The sequence below is a fragment of the Streptomyces sp. TLI_146 genome, assembly GCF_002846415.1.
GTDB lineage: Bacteria > Actinomycetota > Actinomycetes > Streptomycetales > Streptomycetaceae > Streptomyces.
Window position 1 is genome coordinate 3,464,592 of sequence record NZ_PJMX01000001.1, and the last position, 25,078, is coordinate 3,489,669.

At 71.8% G+C, this 25,078-nt stretch carries 19 protein-coding genes; 6 read left to right on the forward strand and 13 right to left on the reverse strand.

All coding sequences use genetic code 11. The features are described from left to right. Positions 1–79 precede the first annotated feature (79 nt). Positions 80–1,261: an MFS transporter gene (locus BX283_RS15785; RefSeq protein ID WP_257582876.1), complete on the forward strand. Its 1,182-nt coding sequence runs from the start codon at positions 80–82 to the stop codon at positions 1,259–1,261. Positions 1,262–1,608: 347 nt separating this feature from the next. Here the strand turns inward: BX283_RS15785 and BX283_RS15790 are convergent, their stop codons facing one another. The 8 genes from BX283_RS15790 to hrcA form a co-directional block, all read right to left on the reverse strand. Next, a complete protein-coding gene (locus tag BX283_RS15790; RefSeq protein WP_101388252.1) occupies positions 1,609–2,616 on the reverse strand; it encodes an adenosine deaminase in 1,008 nt (335 codons plus the stop codon). Between the two features lie 55 nt (positions 2,617–2,671). Continuing rightward, positions 2,672–3,583, reverse strand: coding sequence for a ribonuclease Z (locus BX283_RS15795; protein ID WP_101388253.1), 912 nt, complete (start codon positions 3,581–3,583; stop codon positions 2,672–2,674). 15 nt (positions 3,584–3,598) lie between these two features. After that, complete coding sequence (locus tag BX283_RS15800; RefSeq protein WP_101388254.1) at positions 3,599–3,958, reverse strand: histidine triad nucleotide-binding protein; 360 nt, start codon at positions 3,956–3,958, stop codon at positions 3,599–3,601. A 106-nt stretch (positions 3,959–4,064) separates the two neighbouring features. Continuing rightward, on the reverse strand, positions 4,065–4,574 hold the full coding sequence (locus BX283_RS15805; RefSeq protein ID WP_257582877.1) for a hypothetical protein: 510 nt from the start codon (positions 4,572–4,574) through the stop codon (positions 4,065–4,067). Between the two features lie 116 nt (positions 4,575–4,690). Continuing rightward, positions 4,691–5,443, reverse strand: a complete 753-nt coding sequence (locus BX283_RS15810; RefSeq protein WP_101388256.1) for a 16S rRNA (uracil(1498)-N(3))-methyltransferase — start codon at positions 5,441–5,443, stop codon at positions 4,691–4,693. A gap of 10 nt (positions 5,444–5,453) precedes the next feature. Then, positions 5,454–6,530: a nitronate monooxygenase gene (locus BX283_RS15815; RefSeq protein WP_101388257.1), complete on the reverse strand. Its 1,077-nt coding sequence runs from the start codon at positions 6,528–6,530 to the stop codon at positions 5,454–5,456. Between the two features lie 78 nt (positions 6,531–6,608). Further along, on the reverse strand, positions 6,609–7,745 hold the full coding sequence (dnaJ, locus tag BX283_RS15820; protein WP_067158864.1) for a molecular chaperone DnaJ: 1,137 nt from the start codon (positions 7,743–7,745) through the stop codon (positions 6,609–6,611). After that, positions 7,746–8,762, reverse strand: coding sequence for a heat-inducible transcriptional repressor HrcA (hrcA, locus tag BX283_RS15825; RefSeq protein WP_101388258.1), 1,017 nt, complete (start codon positions 8,760–8,762; stop codon positions 7,746–7,748). A 190-nt stretch (positions 8,763–8,952) separates the two neighbouring features. Between hrcA and BX283_RS15830 the strand changes: the two genes are divergently transcribed. Both BX283_RS15830 and BX283_RS15835 read left to right on the forward strand, forming a co-directional pair. Next, complete coding sequence (locus BX283_RS15830) at positions 8,953–9,675, forward strand: MBL fold metallo-hydrolase (RefSeq protein ID WP_101388259.1); 723 nt, start codon at positions 8,953–8,955, stop codon at positions 9,673–9,675. A gap of 47 nt (positions 9,676–9,722) precedes the next feature. After that, positions 9,723–10,541, forward strand: coding sequence for a DUF3097 domain-containing protein (locus tag BX283_RS15835; protein ID WP_101388260.1), 819 nt, complete (start codon positions 9,723–9,725; stop codon positions 10,539–10,541). A gap of 335 nt (positions 10,542–10,876) precedes the next feature. Here BX283_RS15835 and hemW read toward each other — a convergent pair whose 3' ends face one another. Continuing rightward, complete coding sequence (gene hemW / locus BX283_RS15840) at positions 10,877–12,109, reverse strand: radical SAM family heme chaperone HemW (protein WP_101388261.1); 1,233 nt, start codon at positions 12,107–12,109, stop codon at positions 10,877–10,879. 32 nt (positions 12,110–12,141) lie between these two features. Then, a complete protein-coding gene (locus BX283_RS15845; protein ID WP_101388262.1) occupies positions 12,142–14,061 on the reverse strand; it encodes an ATP-binding SpoIIE family protein phosphatase in 1,920 nt (639 codons plus the stop codon). 179 nt (positions 14,062–14,240) lie between these two features. Between BX283_RS15845 and BX283_RS15850 the strand changes: the two genes are divergently transcribed. Both BX283_RS15850 and BX283_RS15855 read left to right on the forward strand, forming a co-directional pair. Next, positions 14,241–18,308 (forward strand): HAMP domain-containing protein, encoded by a 4,068-nt coding sequence (locus tag BX283_RS15850; protein ID WP_257584305.1) that lies wholly within the window; start codon positions 14,241–14,243, stop codon positions 18,306–18,308. Between the two features lie 9 nt (positions 18,309–18,317). After that, positions 18,318–18,899 (forward strand): two-component system response regulator, encoded by a 582-nt coding sequence (locus BX283_RS15855; RefSeq protein ID WP_101388264.1) that lies wholly within the window; start codon positions 18,318–18,320, stop codon positions 18,897–18,899. Positions 18,900–19,049: 150 nt separating this feature from the next. On the opposite strand, the gene BX283_RS15860 is transcribed toward BX283_RS15855, so the two are convergent. Together BX283_RS15860 and lepA are read right to left on the reverse strand one after the other, a co-directional pair. Continuing rightward, complete coding sequence (locus tag BX283_RS15860; RefSeq protein ID WP_101388265.1) at positions 19,050–20,936, reverse strand: long-chain fatty acid--CoA ligase; 1,887 nt, start codon at positions 20,934–20,936, stop codon at positions 19,050–19,052. A 191-nt stretch (positions 20,937–21,127) separates the two neighbouring features. Continuing rightward, on the reverse strand, positions 21,128–22,993 hold the full coding sequence (gene lepA, locus BX283_RS15865) for a translation elongation factor 4 (protein WP_101388266.1): 1,866 nt from the start codon (positions 22,991–22,993) through the stop codon (positions 21,128–21,130). Positions 22,994–23,200: 207 nt separating this feature from the next. Here lepA and rpsT point away from each other — a divergent pair, with 207 nt between their 5' ends. Continuing rightward, positions 23,201–23,470, forward strand: coding sequence for a 30S ribosomal protein S20 (gene rpsT, locus BX283_RS15870; RefSeq protein ID WP_101388267.1), 270 nt, complete (start codon positions 23,201–23,203; stop codon positions 23,468–23,470). 595 nt (positions 23,471–24,065) lie between these two features. On the opposite strand, the gene holA is transcribed toward rpsT, so the two are convergent. Then, positions 24,066–25,052: a DNA polymerase III subunit delta gene (gene holA / locus BX283_RS15875; RefSeq protein WP_101388268.1), complete on the reverse strand. Its 987-nt coding sequence runs from the start codon at positions 25,050–25,052 to the stop codon at positions 24,066–24,068. Between the last annotated feature and the right edge of the window lie 26 nt (positions 25,053–25,078).

Here is a 25,078-nt window from a genome sequence, read left to right on the forward strand (position 1 = left end):
ACAACACCGGGCGCATCCCCTCTCTTTGAACTTTCTCCGCACCTCTCTGCCCGTTCGGGCACCGCTCCCTGGAACGCCCATGCCCGCACGCCCTCGTGCCGCCTGGCCGCTGGTCGCCGTCTTCACGGCCGGCTACCTGGCCGCGTATCTGCTCCCGACCGTCGTGGGCCGCCTCTCGTCGGGCCTCGGTCTCTCCCCCGCACAGGCCGGACTCATCGGCTCCACGCTGCTGTTGAGCTCGGCGACGGCGGGCTTCGCGCTGGCGGCGCGGGTGGAGCGGTACGGGGAACGCCGCCTGGCCCGCCTCGGCCTGCTGCTCGCGCTGGGCGGTTACGGCGCGGCCGCGCTGACGTCGCTCCTCCCCCTGGTCGTGGCGGGCGCGGTGGTCGGGGGCTTCGGATCCGGTACGGCGACGGCGGTGGCCGCGTCCGGGATGGCCGCGCGCCGGGACCCGCACCGGCTGACCACGCTCGGGCTGCTGTCCGTGTCCGCGACGGCCGGGGCGCTGTATCTGACGATCCCTCACTTCGGGGGCGGGCACGGGGTGCCGTTCGCGGCGATCGGGGTGGTGGCGGGGGCGGTGTGGCCGGTGACGAGCCGACTGCCGGGCCCGGCACCGGTCCCCACCACCGGGCGCGTCACGTCCGCCCGCCTGCCGCACCGGCGCGCCGGCGCTGTGCTGGCGGCGGGGATGCTCTGCTGGTCCCTGGCGCAGAACGCGCTGTGGGGCGTGAGCGGCCGCATCGGCCTGACCCAGGCGGGCCTGACGGAGGTCACCGTGGGCGCGGTGTTCGCGGTGGCGCTGGGCGCGGGCCTGCTCGGGGTGACCGGGGCGGGGGCGCTGGGTGCGCGGCTGGGGCGGGCGGTGCCGATCGGGGTGGGGACGGTGGTGATCGCCGGGTGCGTCGTGCTGAGCTCGTCGGCGCGGAGCCTCGCGCCCTTCGCGGCGGGCGAGATCCTCTGGAACGTCTTCTACCCCGTGGTGCTCTCGTACTTGCTGTCCCTGGCGGCGTCCCTGGACCCCCGAGGCCGCTGGGCGGTCCTGGCGGGCTCGGCGTCGTCCCTGGGCGTGGCGTGCGGGCCCCTGGCGGGGAGCGTGCTGTCGTCCGGGCTGGGGTTCGGGGGGATGGGGGCGGTGCTGGGTTCCCTGCTGCTGGCGACGACCGGCCCGCTGACCCTGCTGGCATCGCGCCCGCGCGGGGTTGTGGTGGCGACCCCGCAGACGGTGGTCCGGGCCGAGGAGTTCAGCCTGTCGGTGTGAGTGCCGCCTGCGGGCCGGGGCCGGGGTGCTCGCGCGTTGGGCCAGTGCCCGTGTTTGTCTGCGGGCCGTCCCCAACTGGTCGCGCAGTTCCCCGCGCCCCTTTTAGCCCGGGGTTCGTCTGCGGGCCGGTGGTGGGCTGGTCGCGCAGTTCCCCGCGCCCCTAGGAGGTTGCGGGCTATGGCGAGGGCGAAGCCGAGCATTTCAGGGGCGCGGGGAACTGCGCGACCAGCCCTCCACGGTCCGCAGCCGAACACAGCGGGGTGCAGGGGCCGCAGGCCCCGCAAACGGGGTCCGGGGGCGCAGCCCCCGGGAAGCGAGCCTCGACCACCCACCCACCCCCGGAGGGTCTAGGGAAGGGGCGGGGTGGGGAACTCATACGCCTCGACCTCCGCCAGGTACCCCTCCCGCACCCCCTCCTCCCCCTCCAAAAACGCCGCCAGGAACGAGTTCCGAGCAAGCACCCGCAGATCCTCGAAGGACAACCCCAACGCCGCCCCCACCGCATCGAAGTTGTCCCCCGCATACCCCCCGAAGTACGCCGGATCATCAGAGTTCACGGTGCACAGCAGCCCCGCCTCCATCATCCGCCGCAACGGATGCGCCGAAAGCTCGGACACCGCCCGCAGCCGCACGTTCGAGAGCGGGCACAGCGTCAGCGGGATCCGGTCCCGGACCAGACGGGCGACCAGCGCCGGGTCCTCCAGGGCCCGAAGGCCGTGGTCCACCCGCTCCACCCCGAGGACGTCGAGCGCCTCGGTGATGTACGACGGCGGCCCCTCCTCCCCCGCGTGCGCCACCTTCCGCAGCCCCAGCGAGTCCGCCACCGCGTACACCTCGCGGAACTTCGCCGGCGGATGACCGACCTCCGCCGAGTCGAGGCCGATGCCCACGATCCGGTCCAGATACGGCCGCGCCGCGTCCAGCGTGTTCAGGGCGGACTCGGCCGACTGGTCGCGCAGGAAGCAGAGGATCAGCGCGGTGGAGACACCGTGGCGCTCCCGGCTCCGGTCAAGGGCGCGGCCGAGCCCCTCCACCACCGTCCCGATCGGCACGCCGCGCGCCGTATGCGCCTGCGGATCGAAGAAGATCTCCGCGTGCCGCACCCCCTGCGCCGCCGCCCGCGCCAGATACGCCTCCGCCAGCGCCTCGAAGTCGTCCTCCGTACGCAGCACCGCCATCAGCGAGTAGTACAGGTCGAGGAAGGACTGGAGGTCGTCGAAGAGGTACGCCTTGCGCAGCTCCTCGGCGTCCGCGTACGGCAGCCGCACACCGTTGCGCGCGGCCAGTTCGAAGGCGAGCTCGGGTTCGAGGGTGCCTTCGATGTGGAGGTGGAGTTCGGCTTTGGGGAGGGGCATGGAAGCGCTTTCCTGAAGGGAGCGGAGAGGTAAGGGGCAAACAGCGCGAGGGCGACTACGGCGTACGTTTCGGCAGCGGCACCCGCATCAGATCCGCCGCGATCGTCAGCCCCCCCGCGAACCCCGCCCCCCGCGCCTGCCGCTCGAACTCGGCCGGGTCCGCGTACCGCTGCGAGAAGTGCGTGAGCACGAGGTGGCGGACCCCCGCGTCCCGGGCCACCGCAGCCGCCTGACCTGCCGTCAGATGCCCGTGGTCCTCCGCCAGCCGTACGTCCTCGTCCAGGAACGTCGACTCGATCACCAGCATGTCGCAGCCCTCGGCCAGCGCGGGCACGCCCTCGCACAGCCGGGTGTCCATGACGAAGGCGAACCGCTGTCCGCGCCGCGTCTCGCTGACGTCGTCGAGGCTCACCCCGCCGAGCGCGCCCTCGCGCTGGAGGCGGCCCACGTCCGGCCCTGCGATGCCGTGCTCGGCCAGGAGCGCAGGCAGCATCCGGCGCCGGTCCGGCTCGGTGATCCGGTAGCCGTACGCCTCGACGGGGTGCGAGAGCCGCCGCGCTTCGAGCGTGTACGCGTCCGTCGCGGCCAGCACCGCCCCCTCGCCGTCTACGGGCACCTGCGCCAGCTCGACCGTCTCGCGGTAGGCCGTCGCGTACCGCAGCCGGTCGAAGAAGTGCTGCCCGCTCGCCGGGTAGTGCGCGGTGACCGGGTGCGGCACGCGGTCGAGGTTGATCCGCTGGATCACCCCGGCGAGCCCCAGCGAGTGGTCGCCGTGGAAGTGCGTGACGCAGATCCGGTCGATGTCGTGCGCGGCCACCCCGGCCCGCAGCATCTGCCGCTGGGTGCCCTCACCGGGGTCGAAGAGGATGCCCCCGCCGTCCCAGCGCAGCAGATAGCCGTTGTGGTTGCGGTGCCGGGTCGGGACCTGGCTGGCGGTGCCGAGCACCACCAATTCACGTACGGACACGTGGGATTACCGGTCCTATCCCGGCGGCCACTGGAGGCCGCGGCCGCCGAGCAGGTGGGCGTGCGCGTGGAAGACGGTCTGGCCCGCGCCGCTGCCGGTGTTGAAGACGATCCGGTACCCGCTGCCGTCGATCTTCTCGGCGGCGGCGATCTCCCCGGCCTCGCGCAGCAGGTCGGCGGCGATCCCCGGCTCGGCCGCGGCGAGCGAGGCGGCGTCGGGGTGGTGGACGCGCGGGATGACGAGGATGTGCGTCGGCGCCTGGGGGTTGATGTCGCGGAACGCGACGACGGTCGCGGTCTCGCGGACGACGGTCGCCGGGACATCCCCCGAGACGATCTTGCAGAACAGGCAGTCCGCCTGCGGCTCTCCGGCCACGGTCCTGAGCTCCTCGGTCGCGGTGGAACAGTGGATCAGTCACAGGCATGCTACTGACGTCTGCCCGCCGATCCCCACTCGCCCCGTGCTCATCCGTCCCGGTTCGTCACTTGCCCCTGAACGACTCCGTCACCGTCACCGTGACCGTCACCGTCGGGCGGCTGCCCGGTTTCCCCGGGGGCCTGGGGGTGTTCCTGGTGGGGGGCGGGGCGTTGCAGTCGCCCAGGACGCTCGCGTGGAAGACCGTGCGGTCGGCGACCTTCGCCGTCAGGTCGCCGCGTACGCAGCGGTCCTCGCGCTCCTCCGTGACCTTGCCGGTGACGCTGATCTTCTTGTTGTCGTCGGTGCGGCCCCGGCAGTCGACCGTGGCGACCGAGCGCGTCGAACCGGCCGACGGCGTACGGGTCGAGCTGCCGCCCCCGTCGATCTTCGCCGTGCACGTCAGATAGCGCACCTTGACGCCGTCGTGCTCCAGCTTGCTCGTGGCGACCTTGTCGGTGGTCACCGAGACGGTGACCGAGCTCATGCCGCCGACCGGGTCGCAGGCCGCGGCGCCCACGGCGGCCGCCCCGGCCAGACCGAGCGCGGCGAGCGCGCGCCGGTGGCGCAGCGGCAACGTTACGTATCTCCTTGCCCCCATACGCGCCAGCGTCCCACCGACGCGCCCGGCGCGGTAGACGGCTTTACGACGTCACGGCCTGCCTCCACCACGTCACGAGCGGATCTACGGCGTCACGACCAGCGGCCGGTGCGCCCCATCAGCAGCGCGGCCGCCGCCGTGCCCGCCGTGGAGGTGCGCAGCACGCTCGGGCCGAGCCGGTACGGCCGGGCGCCCGCCTGTGCGAAGGCCGCCAACTCCTCGGGGGAGACGCCCCCTTCGGGGCCCACCACCAGGACGATCTCCCCGTGCGCGGGAAGCTCGGCCGTGGCCAGCGGCTCGCTCGGGGCGTCCCGGTCCTCGTGCAGCACCGCGGCGAAATCAGCCGTGGCCAAAAACGCGACAACCTGCTTGGTCGTCATCGCGTCCCGTACCTCCGGGAACCGCACCCGGCGCGACTGCTTGCCCGCCTCGCGGGCCGTGGCGCGCCACTTGGCGAGGGACTTGGCGCCCCGGTCGCCCTTCCACTGCGTGATGCAGCGCGAGGCCTGCCACGGCACCACGGCGTCGACGCCGGTCTCGGTCATCGTCTCGACCGCGACCTCGCCCCGGTCGCCCTTGGGCAGCGCCTGGACGACGGTGATGCGCGGCTCGGGTCCGGGCTCGTGACTCACCGAGTCGAGCCGGACGATCAGGCGGTCCTTGCCCTCGGTCTCCAGGACCACGCAGTCCGCCCAGTTCCCGAGCCCGTCGGTGAGCACCACGTCCTCACCGGGGTTGAGCCGCTTCACGGAGACGGCGTGCCGCCCCTCGGGCCCGTCCAGGACGTACCGGCCGCCCGGCCCGGACTCGTGGAAACGGTCGACGACGAAGACCGGGGCGGTCATGACGTACTCCTCATGTGGTTCGGTTTCTCGATGCGGCGGCCAACGCGGCCAGCGCCGCGTCCAGTTCGGCCGCCAGGACCTCCACCAGCTGCCCGGCCGGCAGCTCCCGCGCCAGCCGGTGCCCCTGCCCCGCCCACAGCGCCATGCCCTGGGCGTCGCCCGCCGCCGCGGCGGCCCGCCGCAGCCCGGCGGTGAGCTGGTGCACCTCCGGATAGGCGGCGGGGGCGTACGGCCCGTGCTCGCGCATGAAACGGTTCACCAGGCCGCGGGCCGGGCGTCCGGAGAACGCCCGGGTCAACTCCGTACGGACGAACAGGGGGTTGGTCAGCGCCTGCTTGTGCAGCGCGTGCGCGCCGGACTCGGGGCAGGCCAGGAACGCCGTGCCGAGCTGGGCCGCGTCCGCGCCCGCCGCGAGCACCGCCGCGATCTGCGCGCCGCGCATCAGCCCGCCGGCCGCGATGACCGGCAGCCGTACGCTCTCGCGGACCTGGGTGATCAGGGAGAGCAGCCCGATGCCGGAGCCGTCGGCCTGCGGGTCGTCGCGGTGGGTCGACTGGTGCCCGCCGGCCTCTATCCCCTGGACGCACACGGCGTCGGCCCCGGCGCTCTGCGCGGCCAGCGCCTCGTCGGGGGTGGTCGCGGTGACGACGGTGTACGTGCCGAGCGCGGCGAACGCGGCGAGCACCTCGCGCTCGGGGCAGCCGAAGGTGAAGGAGACGGCCGCGACCGGGTCCTCGCGCAGGATCGCCAGCTTGGCCTCGTAGCCGTCGTCGCCGCCCAAGGCGGCCTCGCCCAGCGGCGTCTCGTACCAGGTGGCCTCGCCCGCCAGCTGGTTGCGGTAGACCTCGATGACGGCCGGGTCGGTGTGCGGCGGCTGCGGCATGAACAGATTGACCCCGAACGGCCGCCCGGTGAGCCCGCGCAGCTGCTTGATCTCCTGGTACATGCCGTCGGCGGTCTTGTAGCCGGCGGCCAGGAACCCGAGTCCGCCGGCCTCGCCGACCGCGGCGGCCAGGCCGGGGGCGGAGACGCCACCGGCCATGGGAGCCTGCACGATCGGATACCGGCAGAGATCGGTCAAAGCCATGCCCGCATCGTGCCATGGGTGTCGCTCCGCACCCGAATCCCCGCCCGCGGTGGGGGCCCGGGGGCGGAGCACCCGGACTCAGCGCCCGTTGAACGCGTCCTTCAGGCGGGAGAACAGCCCCTGCTGCCCCGGCTGGAACTGCCCGAGCGGCCGCTCCTCGCCGCGCAGCTTGGCCAGCTGGCGGAGCAGGTCCTCCTGCTGGGGGTCCAGCTTCGTCGGCGTGGTGACCTCGACGTGGACGATCAGGTCGCCCCGGCCGCCGCCGCGCAGATGCGTCACACCGCGCCCGTGCAGCGGGATGGACTGGCCCGACTGGGTACCCGGGCGGATGTCCACCTCCTCCATGCCGTCCAGCGTCTGCAGCGGCACCTTGGTGCCCAGCGACGCCGCCGTCATCGGGATCGTCACCGTGCAGTGCAGATCGTCGCCGCGGCGCTGGAAGACGTCGTGGTTGAGCTCGTGGATCTCCACGTACAGGTCACCGGCGGGGCCGCCGCCGGGGCCGACCTCGCCCTCGCCCGCGAGCTGGATCCGGGTGCCGTTGTCGACACCGGCCGGGATCTTGACCGTGAGCGTGCGGCGCGAGCGGATGCGGCCGTCGCCGGCGCACTCCGGGCACGGCGTGGGCACGACGGTCCCGAAGCCCTGGCACTGGGGGCAGGGGCGGGAGGTCATGACCTGGCCCAGGAAGGACCGGGTGACCTGCGACACCTCACCGCGGCCGCGGCACATGTCACACGTCTGCGCCGAGGTGCCGGGGGCGGCGCCCTCGCCGGAGCAGGTCGTGCACACCACCGCGGTGTCGACCTGGATCTCCTTGGTCGTACCGAAGGCCGCCTCGTTGAGGTCGATCTCCAGGCGGATCATGGCGTCCTGGCCCCGGCGGGTGCGCGAGCGCGGGCCGCGCTGCGCCGCGTTGCCGAAGAACGCGTCCATGATGTCCGAGAAGTTCCCGAAGCCGCCCGCGCCGAAGCCGCCCGCGCCACCGCCGCCGGAGGACGACAGGGGGTCGCCGCCGAGGTCGTAGACCTGCTTCTTCTGCGGGTCCGAGAGGACCTCGTAGGCGGCGTTGATCTCCTTGAAGCGCTCCTGCGTCTTCGGGTCCGGATTCACATCCGGGTGGAGTTCACGTGCCAGGCGCCGGAACGCCTTCTTGATCTCGTCCTGCGATGCGTCGCGGCGTACGCCCAGTACGGCGTAGTAGTCCGTGGCCACTTACGACTCCGCCAGGATCTGTCCGACGTAACGTGCCACTGCGCGTACCGCTCCCATCGTTCCGGGGTAATCCATGCGGGTCGGTCCGACCACGCCGAGTTTTGCGACGGCCTCGCCGCCCGAACCGTAGCCGACCGAGACGACGGACGTGGAGTTCAGCCCCTCATGGGCGTTCTCATGCCCGATTCGTACGGTCATGCCCGATTCCTTGGCCTCGCCGAGCAGCTTGAGGAGCACCACTTGCTCCTCCAGCGCCTCCAGCACCGGCCGGATGGTCAGGGGAAAGTCGTGCCCGAAGCGGGTGAGATTGGCGGTTCCGCCGATCATCAGCCGCTCCTCGGTCTCCTCGACCAGGGTTTCGAGCAAAGTGGCGAGCACCGTCGAAACGGTTCCTCGGTCCTCCGGTTCGAAGGACTCCGGCAGGTCCTGCACCAGCTGCGGGACGTCCGCGAAGCGGCGCCCCACCACCCGGCTGTTGAGCCGGGCCCGCAGGTCCGCCAGCGAGGTCTCGCCGAACGGCGCCGGGCAGTCGACCAGCCGCTGCTCGACCCGCCCGGTGTCCGTGATGAGCACCAGCATCAGCCTGGCCGGGGCCAGCGACAGCAGTTCCACGTGCCGCACGGTGGACCGCGTCAGCGACGGGTACTGCACGACGGCGACCTGCCGGGTCAGCTGCGCGAGCAGCCGCACGGTCCGCGCCACCACGTCGTCCAGGTCGACGGCCCCGTCCAGGAAGTTCTGGATGGCCCGCCGCTCCGGCGACGACAGCGGCTTGACGCCCGCGAGCCGGTCGACGAACAGCCGGTAGCCCTTGTCGGTCGGAATGCGTCCGGCACTGGTGTGGGGCTGGGCGATGAAGCCCTCCTCCTCCAGGACCGCCATGTCGTTGCGCACGGTCGCCGGCGAGACGCCCAGCGCGTGCCGCTCCGTCAGGGCCTTCGAACCCACCGGCTCCTCGGTCCCGACGTAGTCCTGGACGATGGCGCGCAGGACCTCAAGTCTGCGTTCACTGAGCACCGCGCACACCTCCAGCTGTCGTCCCTAGGCGCTCTGCCTGGCACTCTGTGCGTTCGAGTGCCAGCAATCCCCCGGCCAGTGTACGGCCGACCGGTACACCCCTAGCAAGGGCGGCCGCCCGTGACGCTCGCGGCGCGGTGGAGCGGCGCGGCCGGGCGCCGCCCCCGACCGCCCGGGATAGCGTCACGTCATGGACGTCAGATGGGAAGAGTTCGGCTGGGAGCGGCTCGGCGACGGCGTGGGCCGCCGCCGCCTTCCCGGGTGGGACGCGACGGCGGGGCTGGTCGTGGGCGACGACGCGGTCCTGCTGTACGACACGGGGTCGACCCTGCGCGAGGGCGCCGAGCTGCGGGCCCAGGCGCAGGCGCTGCTCGGGCGCCGGGTGACGCACATCGCACTCAGCCATCCGCACTTCGACCATGTGCTCGGCACGGCCGCGTTCTCCGGGGCGGAGGTGTACGGAGCGGTGGGCATCGACCGGGTGCTCGACGGCGACGCCCTGCGCGTCGACGCCATCACCCACGGGGTACCGGCCGCGCAGGCCGCCGAGGCCGCGGACCTGCTGGTGCGCCCGCACCACTTCGTGACGGGCGAATGGACACTGGAGCTCGGCGGGCGGCAGGTGCTGCTCGCGAACGTGGGCCCCGGCCACTCGGGCCACGACCTGGCGGTCCTGGTCCCGGGCTCCGCCGGCTCCCCCGAGATCGTCTTCTGCGGCGACCTGGTCGAGGAGTCCGGCGAGCCGCAGGCGGGCCCGGACGCGGTCCGCACCCGCTGGCCCGCCGCGCTCGACCGGCTGCTCGACCTGGGCGGCGAGGACGCGGTGTACGTGCCGGGGCACGGGGCGGTGGTGGACGCGGCCTTCGTACGGGCGCAGCGGGCCCAACTCGCGGCGGAATTCGGCGTGTCGTAGCGCCGTACACCCATATGGCCACATGAACCGCCCGTATTCTCATCCGAATGCGCAGCTACAGCCCGGATCTGACCCCGCCCTGGAAGAAGGGGACCCCGGCCCCCGAGGTGCCCGCCGAGCTCGACCTCGTCGTCGAGGAGGTGACGACCGGGTTCTGCGGGGCGGTGCTCCGCTGTGAGGCGGGGACGGTGACGCTGGAGGACCGCTTCGGCAAACAGCGGGTGTTCCCGCTGGCGGCCCGGGGGTTCCTCCTTGAGGGGAAGGTCGTCACGCTGGTACGCCCGCCGGCACCCGCGCCCTCGCGCCCGGCGCGTACGGCGTCCGGCTCCGTGGCGGTGCCGGGGGCGCGGGCGCGGGTGGCGCGCGCGGGGCGCATCTATGTGGAGGGGCGCCACGACGCGGAGCTGGTGGAGAAGGTGTGGGGCGACGACCTGCGGATCGAGGGGGTCGTCGTCGAATACCTCTCCGGCATCGACGACCTCCCCGCGATCGTCGCGGACTTCGCGCCCGGTCCCGACGCGCGCCTCGGCGTCCTGGTCGACCACCTGGTGCCCGGCTCCAAGGAGTCCCGGATCGCGGCGGCGGTCACGGGCGCGGATGTGCTGGTGGCGGGGCATCCGTACATCGATGTGTGGGAGGCGGTGAAGCCGGCGTCCGTGGGGATCGGGGGGTGGCCGGTGGTGCCGCGGGGGGAGGACTGGAAGACGGGGGTGTGCCGGGCGCTGGGCTGGCCCCCCAACACGGGGGCGGCGTGGCAGCGGATTCTGTCGGGTGTGCGGTCGTATCGGGACCTGGAGCCGGAGCTGCTGGGCCGGGTGGAGGAGCTGATCGACTTCGTGACGTCCCCCACCCCGCCCCTTCCCTGAACCCTCCGGGGGTGGGTGGTGGGCTGGGCTGGCTCCCCCGGGGGCTACGCCCCCGGACCCTGCGGTGTTCGTCTGCGGACCGTAGATGGCTGGTCGCGCAGTTCCCCGCGCCCCTGAAATGCTCGGCTTCGCCCTCGCACTCACCATCGCCCGCACCCGCACCCCCTAGGGGCGCGGGGAACTGCGCGAGCAACCGGCCACCGGCCCGAAAAGGGGCGCGAGGAACTGCGCGACCAGTTGGGGACGGCCCGCAGACGAACACGGGGCCCGGGGGCAAAGCCCCCCGGCCGCCCGCCAGAGGGCTTTAGGGAAGGGGTGGGGAGGGGGCCGAAAAGTCAGTCCACCAAGTCCCGTACCACCCCGTCCGCCAGCAACCTCCCCCGCAACGTCAGCACCGCCCGCCCCTCCCCGTACGGGCCGGGCTCGAGCAGCCCGTCCGACAGCGCGCGGCGCGACGCCGCGAGCCCCGCCGGGCGCAGGAGCGACAGCGCGCAGCCGTCGCGCAGGCGCAGCTCCAGGAGGATGCGCTCGACGCGGCGGTCCTCGGCGGACAGGACCTCGCGGCCCGCGCCCGGCGTCCGGCCGGCCGCCAGCGCCGCCGCGTACGCCCCCGGATGCTTCACGTTCCACCAGCGGACCCCGCCCACGTGGGAGTGCGCCCCCGGCCCGGCCCCCCACCAGTCCGCCCCCCGCCAGTACAGCTCGTTGTGCAGACAGCGGCCCGCCTCCGTGGTGGCCCAGTTGGACACCTCGTACCAGTGGAAGCCCGCGGCCGCCAGCACCGAGTCGGCGATCAGATAGCGGTCCGCGTGGACGTCGTCGTCCGTCATCGGGACCTCGCCCCGGCGGATCCGGCGCGCCAGCTGGGTGCCCTCCTCGACGATCAGGGCGTAGGCGGAGATGTGGTCGGGGCCCGCCCCGACGGCCGCCGCCAGCGACTCCCGCCAGTCCTCGTCCGTCTCGCCCGGCGTACCGTAGATCAGGTCGAGGTTGACGTGGTCGAAGCCCGCCGCCCGCGCCTCGGCGACGCACGCCTCGGGGCGGCCCGGCGTGTGCGTACGGTCCAGGATCTTCAGGACGTGCTGCTTCGCGCTCTGCATGCCGAAGGAGACACGGTTGAAGCCGCCCGCCCGCAGCTCCTCCAGATACGCCCGGTCCACCGACTCCGGATTCGCCTCCGTCGTCACCTCGGCGTCGTCCGCCAGGCCGAATTCCTCGCGTACGGCGGACAGCATGCGCACCAGGTCGGCCGCCGGCAGCAGCGTCGGCGTGCCGCCGCCCACGAAGACCGTACGGACCGGGCGCGGGTCGTCCCCGAGCACCTTCCGGGCCAGCCGGACCTCGTCGATCAGCGTGGCCGCGTAGTTGTCCCGGGACGCCAGGACGCCGCCGGAGCCGCGCAGCTCGGTGGCGGTGTACGTGTTGAAGTCGCAGTACCCGCAGCGCGTGGCGCAGTAGGGAACGTGCAGGTAGAAGCCGAGGGGCCGCTCCCCCGCGCCCTCCAGGGCGGAACCGGGCAGCGCCCCGTCCTCGGGCATGGGCTCACCATCGGGCAGTACGGAAGGCATGCCCCCATTGTCCGCCACCCGGCGGCAACCCCTCACCGCGCCTGGAGCACCAGCAGCGCCAGGTCGTCCTCGGGCGGCGTCGTGCCGAACGCGTACACCGCCCGCTTGACGCTCTCCGCCACCCCCGTCGCCGTCATCCCCACGCACCCCGCGAGCACCGCCGCGAGCCCGTCGCCGTCGTCGAACATCTGCCTCCCGGAGCGGCGCTCGGTCACCCCGTCCGTGACGCACAGCAGGGTGTCCCCGGGCATCAGCCGGAAGCTCTCGCTCTCGTACGCCGCCCCCTCCACCACGCCGATCAGCACCTGCGGCACCGCCGCCGCCCGCACCGACCCCTCGGGCCGCAGCAGCAGCGGCAGCGGGTGCCCGGCGCTGGCCAGGGTGCACACGACGCCGCCGCCCTGCTCCGGCGGCACCGGCACCAGCTCCCCGTACAGCAGGGAGAGGAAGCGCGACTGCGGGCCCTCGGCCACCTCGCGGCCACCGGCCGCCGCGACCATCCGGGCGGCCGCCTCCGCCGCCTCGACCCCGTCGTCGACGAGCAGCTTGTTGAGGCGGTCGAGCACGTCGTGCACCGCGTACCCCTCGCGGGCGAGCAGCCGCAGCCAGGGCCGCACCAGGCCGGTGACGACCGCCGCCTCGGGGCCGCTGCCCTGGACGTCGCCGAGCGCGAAGCACCAGCGGCCGTCGGCGCCGGGGAACAGGTCGTAGAAGTCGCCGCCCGCGACGCCCTCGCCGCTGGGCTGGTAGACCAGCGCGCTGTCGACGCCCGGGATCTCCGCCACGCTCGCGGGCAGCAGCCCGCGCTGGAGGACCCGGCTGATGGTGACCTGGCGGGTGTACTGGCGCGCGGCGCCGATCGCCAGCGCCACCCGGCGCACGAAGTCCTCGACAAGGCCGGTGACCTCGTCGGGGATGCGGGCCATCCCGCCGCGCCCCAGCATGAGCACGCCGACGGCCCGGCCGCCCGCCACCATCCGGTACGCGAGCGCCGCCCCGTCGTCGCCGTCCCGCGAGCCGGGCCAGGGCATCGGGACCGGGCCGCCGCGCGCCGACTCCGGCAGCCGGGGCGGCTCCTTCTCCAGGATCGCCCGCAGCTCCTCGATCCCGGACTCGCGGGCGTGCCACACCCGGGCGAGCCGGGGCGCGCCGACCGGGCCGCCCGCCTCCGGGTCGAGCCAGATCGCGCACCAGTCGCAGAGCCGGGGCACCAGGAGCTGTCCGGCGAGCGCCGCGATCATGTCCTCGTCGAACTGGCCCGCCAGCAGGTCGGACGCCTCCGCCAGGAAGGAGAGGGCGCCCCGGTTGACCCAGTCGCGGTCCTGCCCGCAGGGGGCGCCGCGCGGCGCGGTGGCCAGTATCTCGGCGGCACGCAGGCCGCGTTGGAGCCGCTCGTCGGAGCCGGGGTCCCCGTCGCGGCAGGCGGCGTCGTCCACGTCGAGCAGCAGCCGTGCCCACACCGTCTTCAGTCCGGTGCGGTAGGTGATCCCCCAGCACTCCGCGAGCGCCGCCACCAGGTGCAGGCCCCGCCCGTACTCCGGTGCGCCCGGCTCGCGCGCCCCGCGCGGCTCGTTGCGTACGACCCTGGAGGGGTGGTGGTCGGAGACCTCGACCACCACGGCGGCCGGCTCGTCCCCGGCGGGCGGCTCCAGGCGGCAGACCAGCTCGACGGTGGTGCCGGCGTGCACCACGGCGTTGGTGACCAGCTCGTTGACGAGTATCGCCGCGTCGTCGGCGGCCCGGTCGTCGAGGCGGGCCGCGCCGGGCGCCCCCTGGGCCGTCCAGTCCGCGAGCGCGGCCCGCACGAAGCGGCGGGCGGCGGACGGGGCGAGCGGGTTGCCGGGCAGACTGGTGCGGGCGGCGGACCCGCTTCCGCGCTCCGCCGCATCGGGGGCGGGTGCCGGGAGGAGTGGGCGGTTCACGCTCTCCCGCTGCGTTGGAATGGACCCCACGGTGCGGCTCCTGATCGATTCTCACATTGCGCACCTCATGACACCGACAGAGTGACAGACTGAGCGTGCCCATAAGCGCCGAGTCACCGAAGTGGGCCGAGATGAACAGAGACAGTGCCGTGCCGCCAGGGAACGGAGACTGGGTCCGCGCACTGGAGTTACGCCCGCTGCTCGCCGCGATGACGGCGCTGCGCGACGGCGACTTCGGGGTCCGGCTCCCGGAGACCTACGAGGGCATACCCGCCGAACTGGCGGCGATCTTCAACCAGGTCGCCGTGCGCAACCAGCACCTCACCGACGAACTGCTGCGGGTGCGCCGCGAGGTGGTCCGGCACGGGCGCCTGGACGAGCGGCTGGCCGCCAGCCCCGGGCAGGGCGCCTGGCAGGCCGGGGTGACCAGCGCGAACACGCTGATCGACGCCCTGGTCGTACCGGCGGCGAACGCGACGCGCGTCCTGGACGCGGTGGCGGGCGGCGATCTGACCCAGCGGGTCGATCTGCACGACGGGAACCGCCAGTTGCGCGGCGATCTGCGCCGGCTCGGCCGGGCCGTCAACCGGATGGTGGACCAGCTCTCCCTGTTCACCGGCGAGGTGACCCGGGTCGCCCGCGAGGTCGGCACCGAAGGGCGCCTCGGCGGGCGCGCCAAGGTGCAGGGCCTGAGCGGCAGTTGGCGGGACGTGACCGAGGCCGTCAACACCATGGCGTCCCGGCTGACCGCCCAGGTCCGCGACATCGCCGCGGTGACCACGGCGGTGGCGCGGGGCGATCTGACCCGTACGGTGACGGTCGAGGCGACCGGCGAGCTGCTCGAACTGAAGCTCACCGTGAACACGATGGTCGACCAGCTCTCCGCGTTCGCGGACGAGGTCACCCGGGTCGCCCGCGAGGTCGGCACCGAGGGCAGGCTCGGCGGGCGCGCCCAGGTCCGGGGCGTCTCCGGGGTCTGGAAGGACCTCACGGACAACGTCAACTTCATGGCGTCGAACCTCACCTCCCAGGTCCGCAACATCGCCCAGGTGACCACCGCCGTCGCCAACGGCGACCTCTCCCAGAAGATCACCGTGGACGCCCAGGGCGAGATCCTGGAGCTCAAGTCGACGATCAACACCATGGTCGACCAGCTCTCCGCCTTCGCCGACGAGGTCACCCGGGTCGCCCGCGAGGTCGGCACCGAGGGCAATCTCGGCGGGCGCGCCCAGGTCCGGGGCGTCTCCGGGGTCTGGAAGGACCTCACCGAGAACGTCAACTTCATGGCGGACAACCTCACCTCCCAGGTCCGCAACATCGCGCTCGTCTCGACGGCGGTGGCCCAGGGCGACCTCGGCAAGAAGATCACCGTGGAGGCGAAGGGCGAGATCCTGGAGCTGAAGACCACCATCAACACCATGGTCGACCAGCTCTCCGCCTTCGCCGACGAGGTCACCCGCGTCGCCCGCGAGGTCGGCACGGAAGGCAACCTCGGCGGCCAGGCGCAGGTCCGCGGGGTGTCCGGGGTGTGGAAGGACCTCACCGACAACGTCAACTTCATGGCGTCCAACCTCACCTCGCAGGTCCGCAACATCGCCCAGGTGACCACCGCCGTCGCCAACGGCGACCTCTCCAAGAAGATCACCGTCGACGCGCGCGGCGAGATCATGGAGCTCAAGGACACCGTCAACACGATGGTGGAGCAGCTGCGCGCGTTCGCGGACGAGGTCACCCGCGTCGCCCGCGAGGTCGGCACGGACGGGCGGCTCGGCGGGCGCGCCCAGGTCCTCGGCGTCTCCGGCGTCTGGAAGGACCTGACCGATAACGTCAACTACATGGCGGACAACCTGACTTCGCAGGTCCGCAACATCGCCCAGGTGGCGACCGCGGTGGCCCAGGGCGACCTGTCCAAGAAGATCGACGTGGACGCGCGCGGCGAGATCCTGGAGCTGAAGACCACCATCAACACCATGGTCGACACGCTCTCCTCGTTCTCCTCCGAGGTCACCCGGGTCGCCCGCGAGGTCGGCTCGGAGGGCCAGCTGGGCGGCCAGGCCCGCGTCGAGGGCGTGTACGGCACGTGGAAGCGGCTGACCACCAACGTCAACGAGCTCGCGCTCAACCTCACCACCCAGGTCCGCGCGATCGCCGAGGTGGCCTCGGCGGTGGCCCAGGGCGACATGTCCCGCTCGATCACCGTGGAGACCCGGGGCGAGGTCTCGGAGCTCAAGGACAACATCAACCTGATGGTGTCCAACCTGCGCGAGACGACCCGCGCCAAGGACTGGCTGGAGTCGAACCTGGCCCGCCTAGCGGGTCTGATGCAGGGCCACCGCGATCTGATGGAGGTCGCCGACCTGATCCTGCGCGAGCTGACCCCGCTGGTGAACGCCCAGTACGGCGCGTTCTTCCTGGCCGACCCCGACAACGAGGGCACCCCGTCCCGTACGACGTCGACGACCAAGGGCCTGGCCTTCATCGCGGGGTACGGCTCGGCGCAGGGCGCGACCGTCGACACCACCGGTATGCCCGGCCACGGACTGGTCCGCCAGGCGGCCCTGGAGAAGAAACGGATCCTCTTCGAGGAGGCGCCGCCCGACTACATCAAGATCAGCTCGGGTCTGGGCGAGGCGTCCCCGGCCAGTGTCGTGATCATCCCGATCCTCTTCGAGGACAAGCTCCTCGGTGTGATCGAACTGGCCTCCTTCTCCCGCTTCTCCGACGTCCACCTGGCCTTCTTCGACCAGTTCGTGAACACCATCGGCGTCGCCATCAACACCATCATCGCCAACTCCCGTACCGAATCGCTGCTCAGCGAGTCCCAGCGGCTCGCCATCCAGCTCCAGGAGCGCTCCGACGAACTCCAGCGCCAGCAGGCCGAGTTGCAGCGCTCCAACGCCGAGCTGGAGGAGAAGGCGGCGCTGCTCGCGACCAGCTCCCAGTACAAGTCGGAGTTCCTGGCGAACATGTCGCACGAGCTGCGCACCCCGCTCAACTCGCTGCTCATCCTGGCCCGGCTGCTCTCCGACAACCCGGACGACCACCTCTCCGACCAGGAGGTCCAGTTCGCCACCACGATCCACCGCTCCGGCTCCGACCTGCTCCAGCTGATCAACGACATCCTGGACCTGTCGAAGATCGAGGCCGGCCGGATGGACGTACGGCCCAAGAAGCTGCCGCTCATCAAGGTGCTCGACTACGTCCACGCCACCTTCCGCCCGATCACCCTCGACCGGGGCCTCGCCTTCGAGGTGGCGGTGGGCGAGGACGTGCCGCGCGAGATGTACTCGGACGAGCAGCGGCTCCAGCAGATCCTGCGCAACCTCCTCTCCAACGCGATCAAGTTCACCTCCTCCGGCCGCGTCGAACTCCGCGTCGACCGGCTCAAGGACCCGGACGACGGGATACTGGGCGGCGCGGACGACCTGATCGCCTTCGCGGTCACCGACACGGGCATCGGCATCGCGCCGGAGAAACTCCCGGTGATCTTCGAGGCGTTCCAGCAGGCCGACGGCACGACCAACCGCAAGTACGGCGGCACCGGCCTCGGCCTCTCCATCAGCCGCGAGATCGCGGGCCTGCTCGGCGGCCGGATCACCGCCGAGAGCGAGCCGGGCATCGGCTCCACCTTCACGCTGTACGTGCCGGTGCACTACCCCGGCCACGCGACGGGCGACTTCGACCAGCCACCGGAGCTCGCCACCGACCCGGCCGAGCCGGTCTCCTCCGAGCAGGTGCTGCTGCCCGACCAGGACGACGACTGGCCGACCAGCAACAAACTGGAGGAGTGGAAGGAGGGCCGGGCGGGCCAGGTCCTGCCGGGACGGCGGGTGCTGATCGTCGACGACGACATCCGCAACGTCTTCGCCCTCACCCATGTGCTCGGCCGCGTCGGCATGCCCGTGCTGTACGCGGAGAACGGCCGCGAGGGCATCGAGACCCTGGAGAGCAACCCGGACGTCGAGCTGATCCTGATGGACATCATGATGCCCGAGATGGACGGGTACGAGACGATCGAGGCGATCCGGCGCAGCCCCCTGTGGACGGATCTGCCCATCGTCGCCCTCACCGCGAAGGCGATGCCCGGCGACCGCGAGAAGTCGATCGCCCAGGGCGCCAACGAATACGTGCCCAAGCCCGTCGACGTGGACCGGCTGCTCACCGTGGTCTGTGCCCTGCTCGACCCGGAGGGCGACGGGGGCAGCCAGGCGAGCACGTCCGTACCGGAGCAGTCGAGCGGCTCCGGGGAGCCCGCCGCCGCTCCGCCGACCACGTAAGGCGACACGATGAGCACAGCGGCACCGCCCGACGACCGTGCGAGCATCCTCCTGGTCGACGACATGGAGGACAACCTGGTAGCGCTGGAAGCCGTCCTGGGCTCACTCAACGAACCGCTGGTACGGGCGCGTTCGGGCGAGGAGGCGATGAAGGCCCTGCTGCGGCGGACGTTCGCGGTGGTGCTGCTCGACGTACGGATGCCGGGCATGGACGGCTTCGAGACCGCGACCAACATCAAACGGCTCGACCAGACGAAGGACGTGCCGATCATCTTCCTGACCGGCACGGACGGCGACAGCGGCTATGCGTTCCGGGGGTACGCCACGGGCGCGGCCGACTTCCTCACCAAGCCGTTCGACCCCTGGGTGCTGCGCGCCAAGGTGAACGTTTTTCTGGAGCTGCACCGCAAGAACCGCCAGCTGGAACGCTTGCTGGCGCGCGAGCAGAAGCAGCTCGGCGAGATCGCGGAACGGCTGGCGGAGATCGACGCGGAGCTGGCGCGCGGCTGCCTGGCCGGGGCGAGCGACCTGCACCACCAGCTCATGACACTGGAGGAGATCATCCGGGACATGAGAAGGGGGCACGGCTGAGCGCGGCTGGGAGCGCGATGATCTCGGGGGCGCGGGCAACCTCGCCCACGCCCCGGACCGTACCGGCTACGCCTCCTTGGACCCCGCGGCTGCATCCTCCCGGGGGATAACCCCCGTACCCCCAGCCGAACCCCGGCGCGCCCGGGACCGCTACGCCTCCTTGGACCCCGCATACATCTCGTCGATGAGCTCCTTGTACTGGCGCTCCACGACCGGCCGCTTCAGCTTGAGGCTGGGGGTCAGTTCGCCGTGCTCCACATCGAGGTCGCGCGGCAGCAGCCGGAACTGCTTGATGGTCTGCCAGCGCTGAAGGCCCTCGTTGAGGCGCTTCACATAGCCCTCGATCAGCGCCACCGTCTCCTGGTGGGCGACCACCTCGGCGTACGAGCCGCTGACCCCGTGGTCCTTGGCCCAGCCCAGGATCGCGGGCTCGTCCAGGGCGATCAGCGCGGTGCAGAAGTTCCGGTCCGCGCCGAGCACCAGGATGTTGGAGACGAACGGGCAGACCGCCTTGAACTGGCCCTCCACCTCGGCAGGCGCGATGTACTTGCCGCCGGACGTCTTGATCAGGTCCTTCTTGCGGTCGGTGATCCGCAGATACCCGTCCGGCGAGAGCTCGCCGATGTCGCCCGTGTGGAACCAGCCGTCCGACTCCAGCACCTCGGCGGTCTTCTCGGGGAGCTTGTGGTAGCCCTCCATGATGCCGGGGCCGCGCAGCAGGATCTCGCCGTCGTCGGCGATGCGGACCTCGAGGCCGGGCAGCGGCTTGCCGACCGTGCCCGTGCGGTAGGCCTCGCCCGGGTTCACGAAGGAGGCGGCGCTGGTCTCGGTGAGCCCGTACCCCTCCAGGATGTGGATCCCGGCGCCGGAGAAGAAGAAGCCGATCTCGGGGGCGAGCGCGGCCGAGCCCGAGACGGCGGCGCGCAGCCGCCCGCCGAACGCCTCGCGGATCTTCGAGTACACCAGCGCGTCCGCGACCTTGTGCTTGGCGCCGAGGCCGAACGGCACCGAGGCCTTGCCGGTGCGCCGGAAGTTGTCCTGGCTGACCTTGGCGTACTCGCGGGCCACCTCGGCCGCCCACTGGAAGATCTTGTACTTGGCGCCGCCGGCCTCCCGGGCCTTGGCGGCGACCCCGTTGTAGACCTTCTCGAAGATCCGGGGCACCGACGCCATGTACGTCGGCTGGACGACCGGCAGATTCTCGATGATCTTGTCGACCCGGCCGTCGACGGCCGTCACATGGCCGACCTCGATCTGCCCGGAGGTCAGCACCTTGCCGAAGACGTGCGCCAGCGGCAGCCACAGGTACTGCACGTCCTCGCCGCTGATCAGCCCGGTCGCCGCGATGGCCTTCGCCATGTACGACCAGTTGTCCTGCGGCAGCCGCACGCCCTTGGGGCGGCCGGTGGTGCCGGAGGTGTAGATCAGCGTGGCGAGCTGGGTGGAGGTGATCGCCGCGATCCGCTCCTTGATCGCGTCCGGGTTCTTCTCCAGGTACGCGGCGCCGCGCGCCTCCAGCTCGGCGAGGGTGAGCACCCAGCCCTCGGGGTCGCCCTCGACCGGCTCGGCGCCCGCCGCGTCGAAGACCACGACGTGCTTCAGCTCCGGCAGCTCGGCCCGGCGCTCGCGCGCCTTGGCCAGCTGGGCCGCGTTCTCCGCGAAGAGCACCCGGCTCTCGGAGTCGCCCAGGATGTACGCCGACTCCTCGGCGTTGGTCTGCGGATAGATCGTGGTGGTCGCGCCGCCCGCGCACATCACGCCGAGGTCCGCGAGGATCCACTCGATGCGGGTGGAGGAGGAGAGCGCGACGCGCTGCTCGGAGGTCACGCCCAGGTCGGCGAGCCCGGCCGCGATCGCGTAGACCCGCTCGGCGGCCTGCCCCCAGCTCAGCGACTTCCACTCGTCGGGACCCTGGCCGTCGGCGGCCGGGACCGGATGGCGGTAGGCCTCCAGGTCCGGGGTGGCTTCCACCCGCTGGACGAAGAGGGCCGCCACGGACGGTGGCCGGTTCTCGATCAAGGTCTGTGTGTCGCTCACGACGTCCTCCGGGCTGGCCTGCGGCAGGGCTGCGGCTGCTTCTTGTTTAACTGGCGAGTAACCATCGGGCCGTGATCAGAGTAAAGCGCTCCCGCCCCCCGCGTAAGGGGCAGTGGAATCGGGTTTCATAACGAACGGACCCCCACTCCGAAGAGCGGGGGTCCGCCGTGACACAGGGGGCTACTCGCCGGTCACTTCTTCTTGCTCGCAGACTCGTCGCTGGACAGCACCGCGATGAAGGCCTCCTGCGGAACCTCCACGGAACCGACCATCTTCATCCGCTTCTTGCCTTCCTTCTGCTTCTCAAGGAGCTTCCGCTTACGGGAGATGTCACCGCCGTAGCACTTGGCGAGGACGTCCTTGCGGATGGCGCGGATGGTCTCGCGGGCGATCACCCGGGAGCCGATCGCGGCCTGGACCGGCACCTCGAAGGCCTGCCGGGGGATGAGCTCGCGCAGCTTGGCGACGAGCCGCACGCCGTACGCGTACGCCGCGTCCTTGTGGCAGACGGCGGAGAAGGCATCGACCTTGTCGCCGTGCAGCAGGATGTCGACCTTGACGAGGCTGGCGGACTGCTCGCCGGTGGGCTCGTAGTCCAGCGAGGCGTAGCCCCGGGTCTTGGACTTCAGCTGGTCGAAGAAGTCGAAGACGATCTCGGCGAGCGGCAGCGTGTAGCGGATCTCGACGCGGTCCTCGGAGAGGTAGTCCATGCCGAGCAGTGTGCCGCGCCGGGTCTGGCAGAGCTCCATGATCGAGCCGATGAACTCGCTGGGCGCGAGGATCGTGGCGCGCACGACCGGCTCGTACACCTCCGAGATCTTCCCCTCGGGGAACTCACTCGGATTGGTGACGGTGACTTCCTTGCCGTCCTCGAGGACGACCCGGTAGACCACGTTCGGCGCGGTGGCGATCAGGTCGAGCCCGAACTCGCGCTCAAGACGCTCGCGGATCACGTCGAGGTGCAGCAGCCCGAGGAAGCCGACACGGAAGCCGAAGCCGAGCGCGGCGGAGGTCTCCGGCTCGTAGACCAGCGCGGCATCGTTGAGCTGGAGCTTGTCGAGGGCCTCGCGCAGGTCCGGGTAGTCCGATCCGTCCAGCGGATACAGACCCGAGAAGACCATCGGCTTCGGGTCCTTGTACCCGCCGAGCGCCTCGGTGGCGCCCTGGTGCAGGGAGGTGATGGTGTCACCGACCTTGGACTGGCGGACGTCCTTCACACCGGTGATCAGGTACCCGACCTCGCCGACGCCCAGCCCGTCGGCGGGCAGCATCTCGGGCGAGTTGGTGCCGATCTCCAGGAGCTCGTGGGTGGCGCCGGTGGACATCATCCGGATCCGCTCACGCTTGTTGAGCTGGCCGTCGACCACACGGACGTACGTGACGACGCCCCGGTACGAGTCGTAGACCGAGTCGAAGATCATCGCGCGGGCGGGGGCGTCGGCCACACCGACCGGCGCGGGCACGTCGCGCACCACGCGGTCGAGCAGCGCGTCCACGCCGATACCGGTCTTGGCGGAGACCTTCAGCACGTCCTCGGGCTGGCAGCCGATGAGGTTCGCCAGCTCCTCGGCGAACTTCTCGGGCTGCGCCGCCGGAAGGTCGATCTTGTTGAGCACGGGAACGATGGTGAGGTCGTTCTCCATGGCGAGGTACAGGTTCGCCAGGGTCTGGGCCTCGATCCCCTGGGCGGCGTCGACGAGGAGGACGGTCCCCTCGCAGGCGGCGAGCGACCGCGACACCTCGTACGTGAAGTCCACGTGCCCGGGGGTGTCGATCATGTTCAGGATGTGCGTCCGGCCCTGGTCCGGCCCCTCGCTGGGAGCCCACGGCAGACGGACGGCCTGAGACTTGATCGTGATGCCACGCTCACGCTCGATGTCCATACGGTCGAGGTACTGGGCGCGCATCTGCCGCTGATCGACCACACCGGTCAGCTGGAGCATCCGGTCGGCAAGGGTCGACTTGCCGTGGTCGATGTGCGCGATGATGCAGAAATTGCGGATCAGAGCCGGGTCGGTACGGCTCGGCTCGGGCACGTTGTGAGGCGTCGCGGGCACGCAGGGTCCTGATTCTTGAGACGCGGGGCGTCTCGTCTCGGGCGATGTCGGATCGATACGTAGCCCCTATCGTCCCATGGGAACGGGACTGCGCTCGGTTTGGGCCGCCAGGTGGACGGCTGGTAACCTGGGCAGCTGTGCCTCGTCTGCCCTCTCAGCGGCGAGTGCCACAACCATCTGATACATCGAACCTGCAAAGGCTCTTTCGTGGCGAACATCAAGTCCCAGATCAAGCGGAACAAGACCAACGAGAAGGCGCGCCTGCGTAACAAGGCCGTCAAGTCCGAGGTCAAGACCGCGATCCGCAAGGCCCGCGAGGCTGTCCTGGCCGGCGACGTCGAGGCGGCCGACACGGCTGTCCGCACCGCCTCCAAGAAGCTGGACAAGGCCGTCAGCAAGGGTGTCATCCACAAGAACGCCGCCGCCAACAAGAAGTCGGCGCTGGCCACCAAGGTTGCCGCCCTCAAGGCTGCCTAATTCTGTCCGGCCGGCCTCTCAGTGGGCTGACCACTTGATAGACCACCGGTAGGGACCCAGCGGGCCCTCTCATCCGCTCCCACCCGGTACCAGCACCACCGCCGCACGCGGCCTGCGTTCGCCACGCGGGTGCGGCGACATCTTGACCAGAACCCCGTTTCCGCCCGGCTGGGCGGAGGCGGGGTTTTGTGTTTCAGAGGGCCGTACCGGGGGGGGCGTGTGTGGGGCGGGGGCGTGTGTGGGGCGTGGCCGCGTGTGGGGCGTGGCCGCGTGTGGGGCGTGGCCGCGTGTGGGGCGTGGCCGCGTGTGGGGCGTGGCCGCAGGCCCCGCCTTTCAGGGGCGCGGGGAACTGCGCGACCAGTTGGGGACGGCCCGCAGACGAACGACAGGGGCGCGGGGAACTGCGCGACCAGCCACAGCGGACCCGCAGACAAACGGGGGCCCGGGGCGAAGCCCCGAGGGGGCGCAGGGGCGCAGCCCCGCAAAGGGGTCCGGGGGCGAAGCCCCTGCAAAGGGGTCCGGGGGCGAAGCCCCCGGGAAACGAGCCCCACCCCCACCCACCCCCGGAGGGTTTAGGGAAGGGGCGGGGAGGGGCTCACCGCCGCGCCCGAGCAGCCCGCGCCACCGCCACAACCGCCTTCTCCAAGGCGTACTCCGGATCGTCCCCCCCGCCCTTCACCCCCGCATCCGCCTCAGCCACCGCCCGCAGGGCGAAAGCGACCCCATCCGGCGTCCACCCCCGCATCTGCTGCCGCACCCGGTCGATCTTCCACGGCGGCATCCCCAGCTCCCGGGCGAGATCGGCGGGCCGCCCGCCCCGGGCGGACGACAGCTTCCCGATCGCCCGCACCCCCTGAGCCAGCGCACTGGTGATCAGCACCGGCGCCACCCCGGTCGACAGCGACCACCGCAGCGCCTCCAGCGCCTCCGCCGCCCGGCCCTCCACCGCCCGGTCCGCGACCGTGAAGCTGGACGCCTCCGCCCGCCCGGTGTAATAGCGCGCGACGACCGCCTCGTCGATCGTCCCCGCCACGTCCGCGCACAGCTGCGACACCGCCGAGGCGAGCTCCCGCAGATCGCTGCCGATCGAGTCGACCAGCGCCTGGCACGCCTCGGGCGTGGCCGAACGCCCCAGCGCCCGGAACTCCGACCGCACGAACGTCAGCCGCTCCGCCGGCTTCGTCGTCTTGGGGCACGCCACCTCCCGCGCCCCCGCCTTGCGCGCCGCGTCCAGCAGCCCCTTGCCCTTGGCGCCGCCCGCGTGCAGCAGCACGAGCGTGATCTCCTCGGCGGGCGCGTCGAGATACGCCTTCACGTCCTTGATCGTGTCCGCCGACAGATCCTGCGCGTTCCGTACGACCACGACCTTGCGCTCGGCGAACAGCGAAGGGCTGGTCAGCTCGGCCAGCGTGCCGGGCTGAAGCTGGTCGGAGGCGAGGTCGCGCACATCGGTGTCGGCGTCGGCGGCCCGTGCGGCCGCCACCACCTGCTGCACTGCGCGGTCGAGCAGCAGGTCCTCCTGCCCCACGGCGAGCGTGAGCGGGGCGAGCGGATCGTCGGTGGAATTCTTCCTGGTGGCCATCGCCGTCCAGCATCCCACGCGCCACT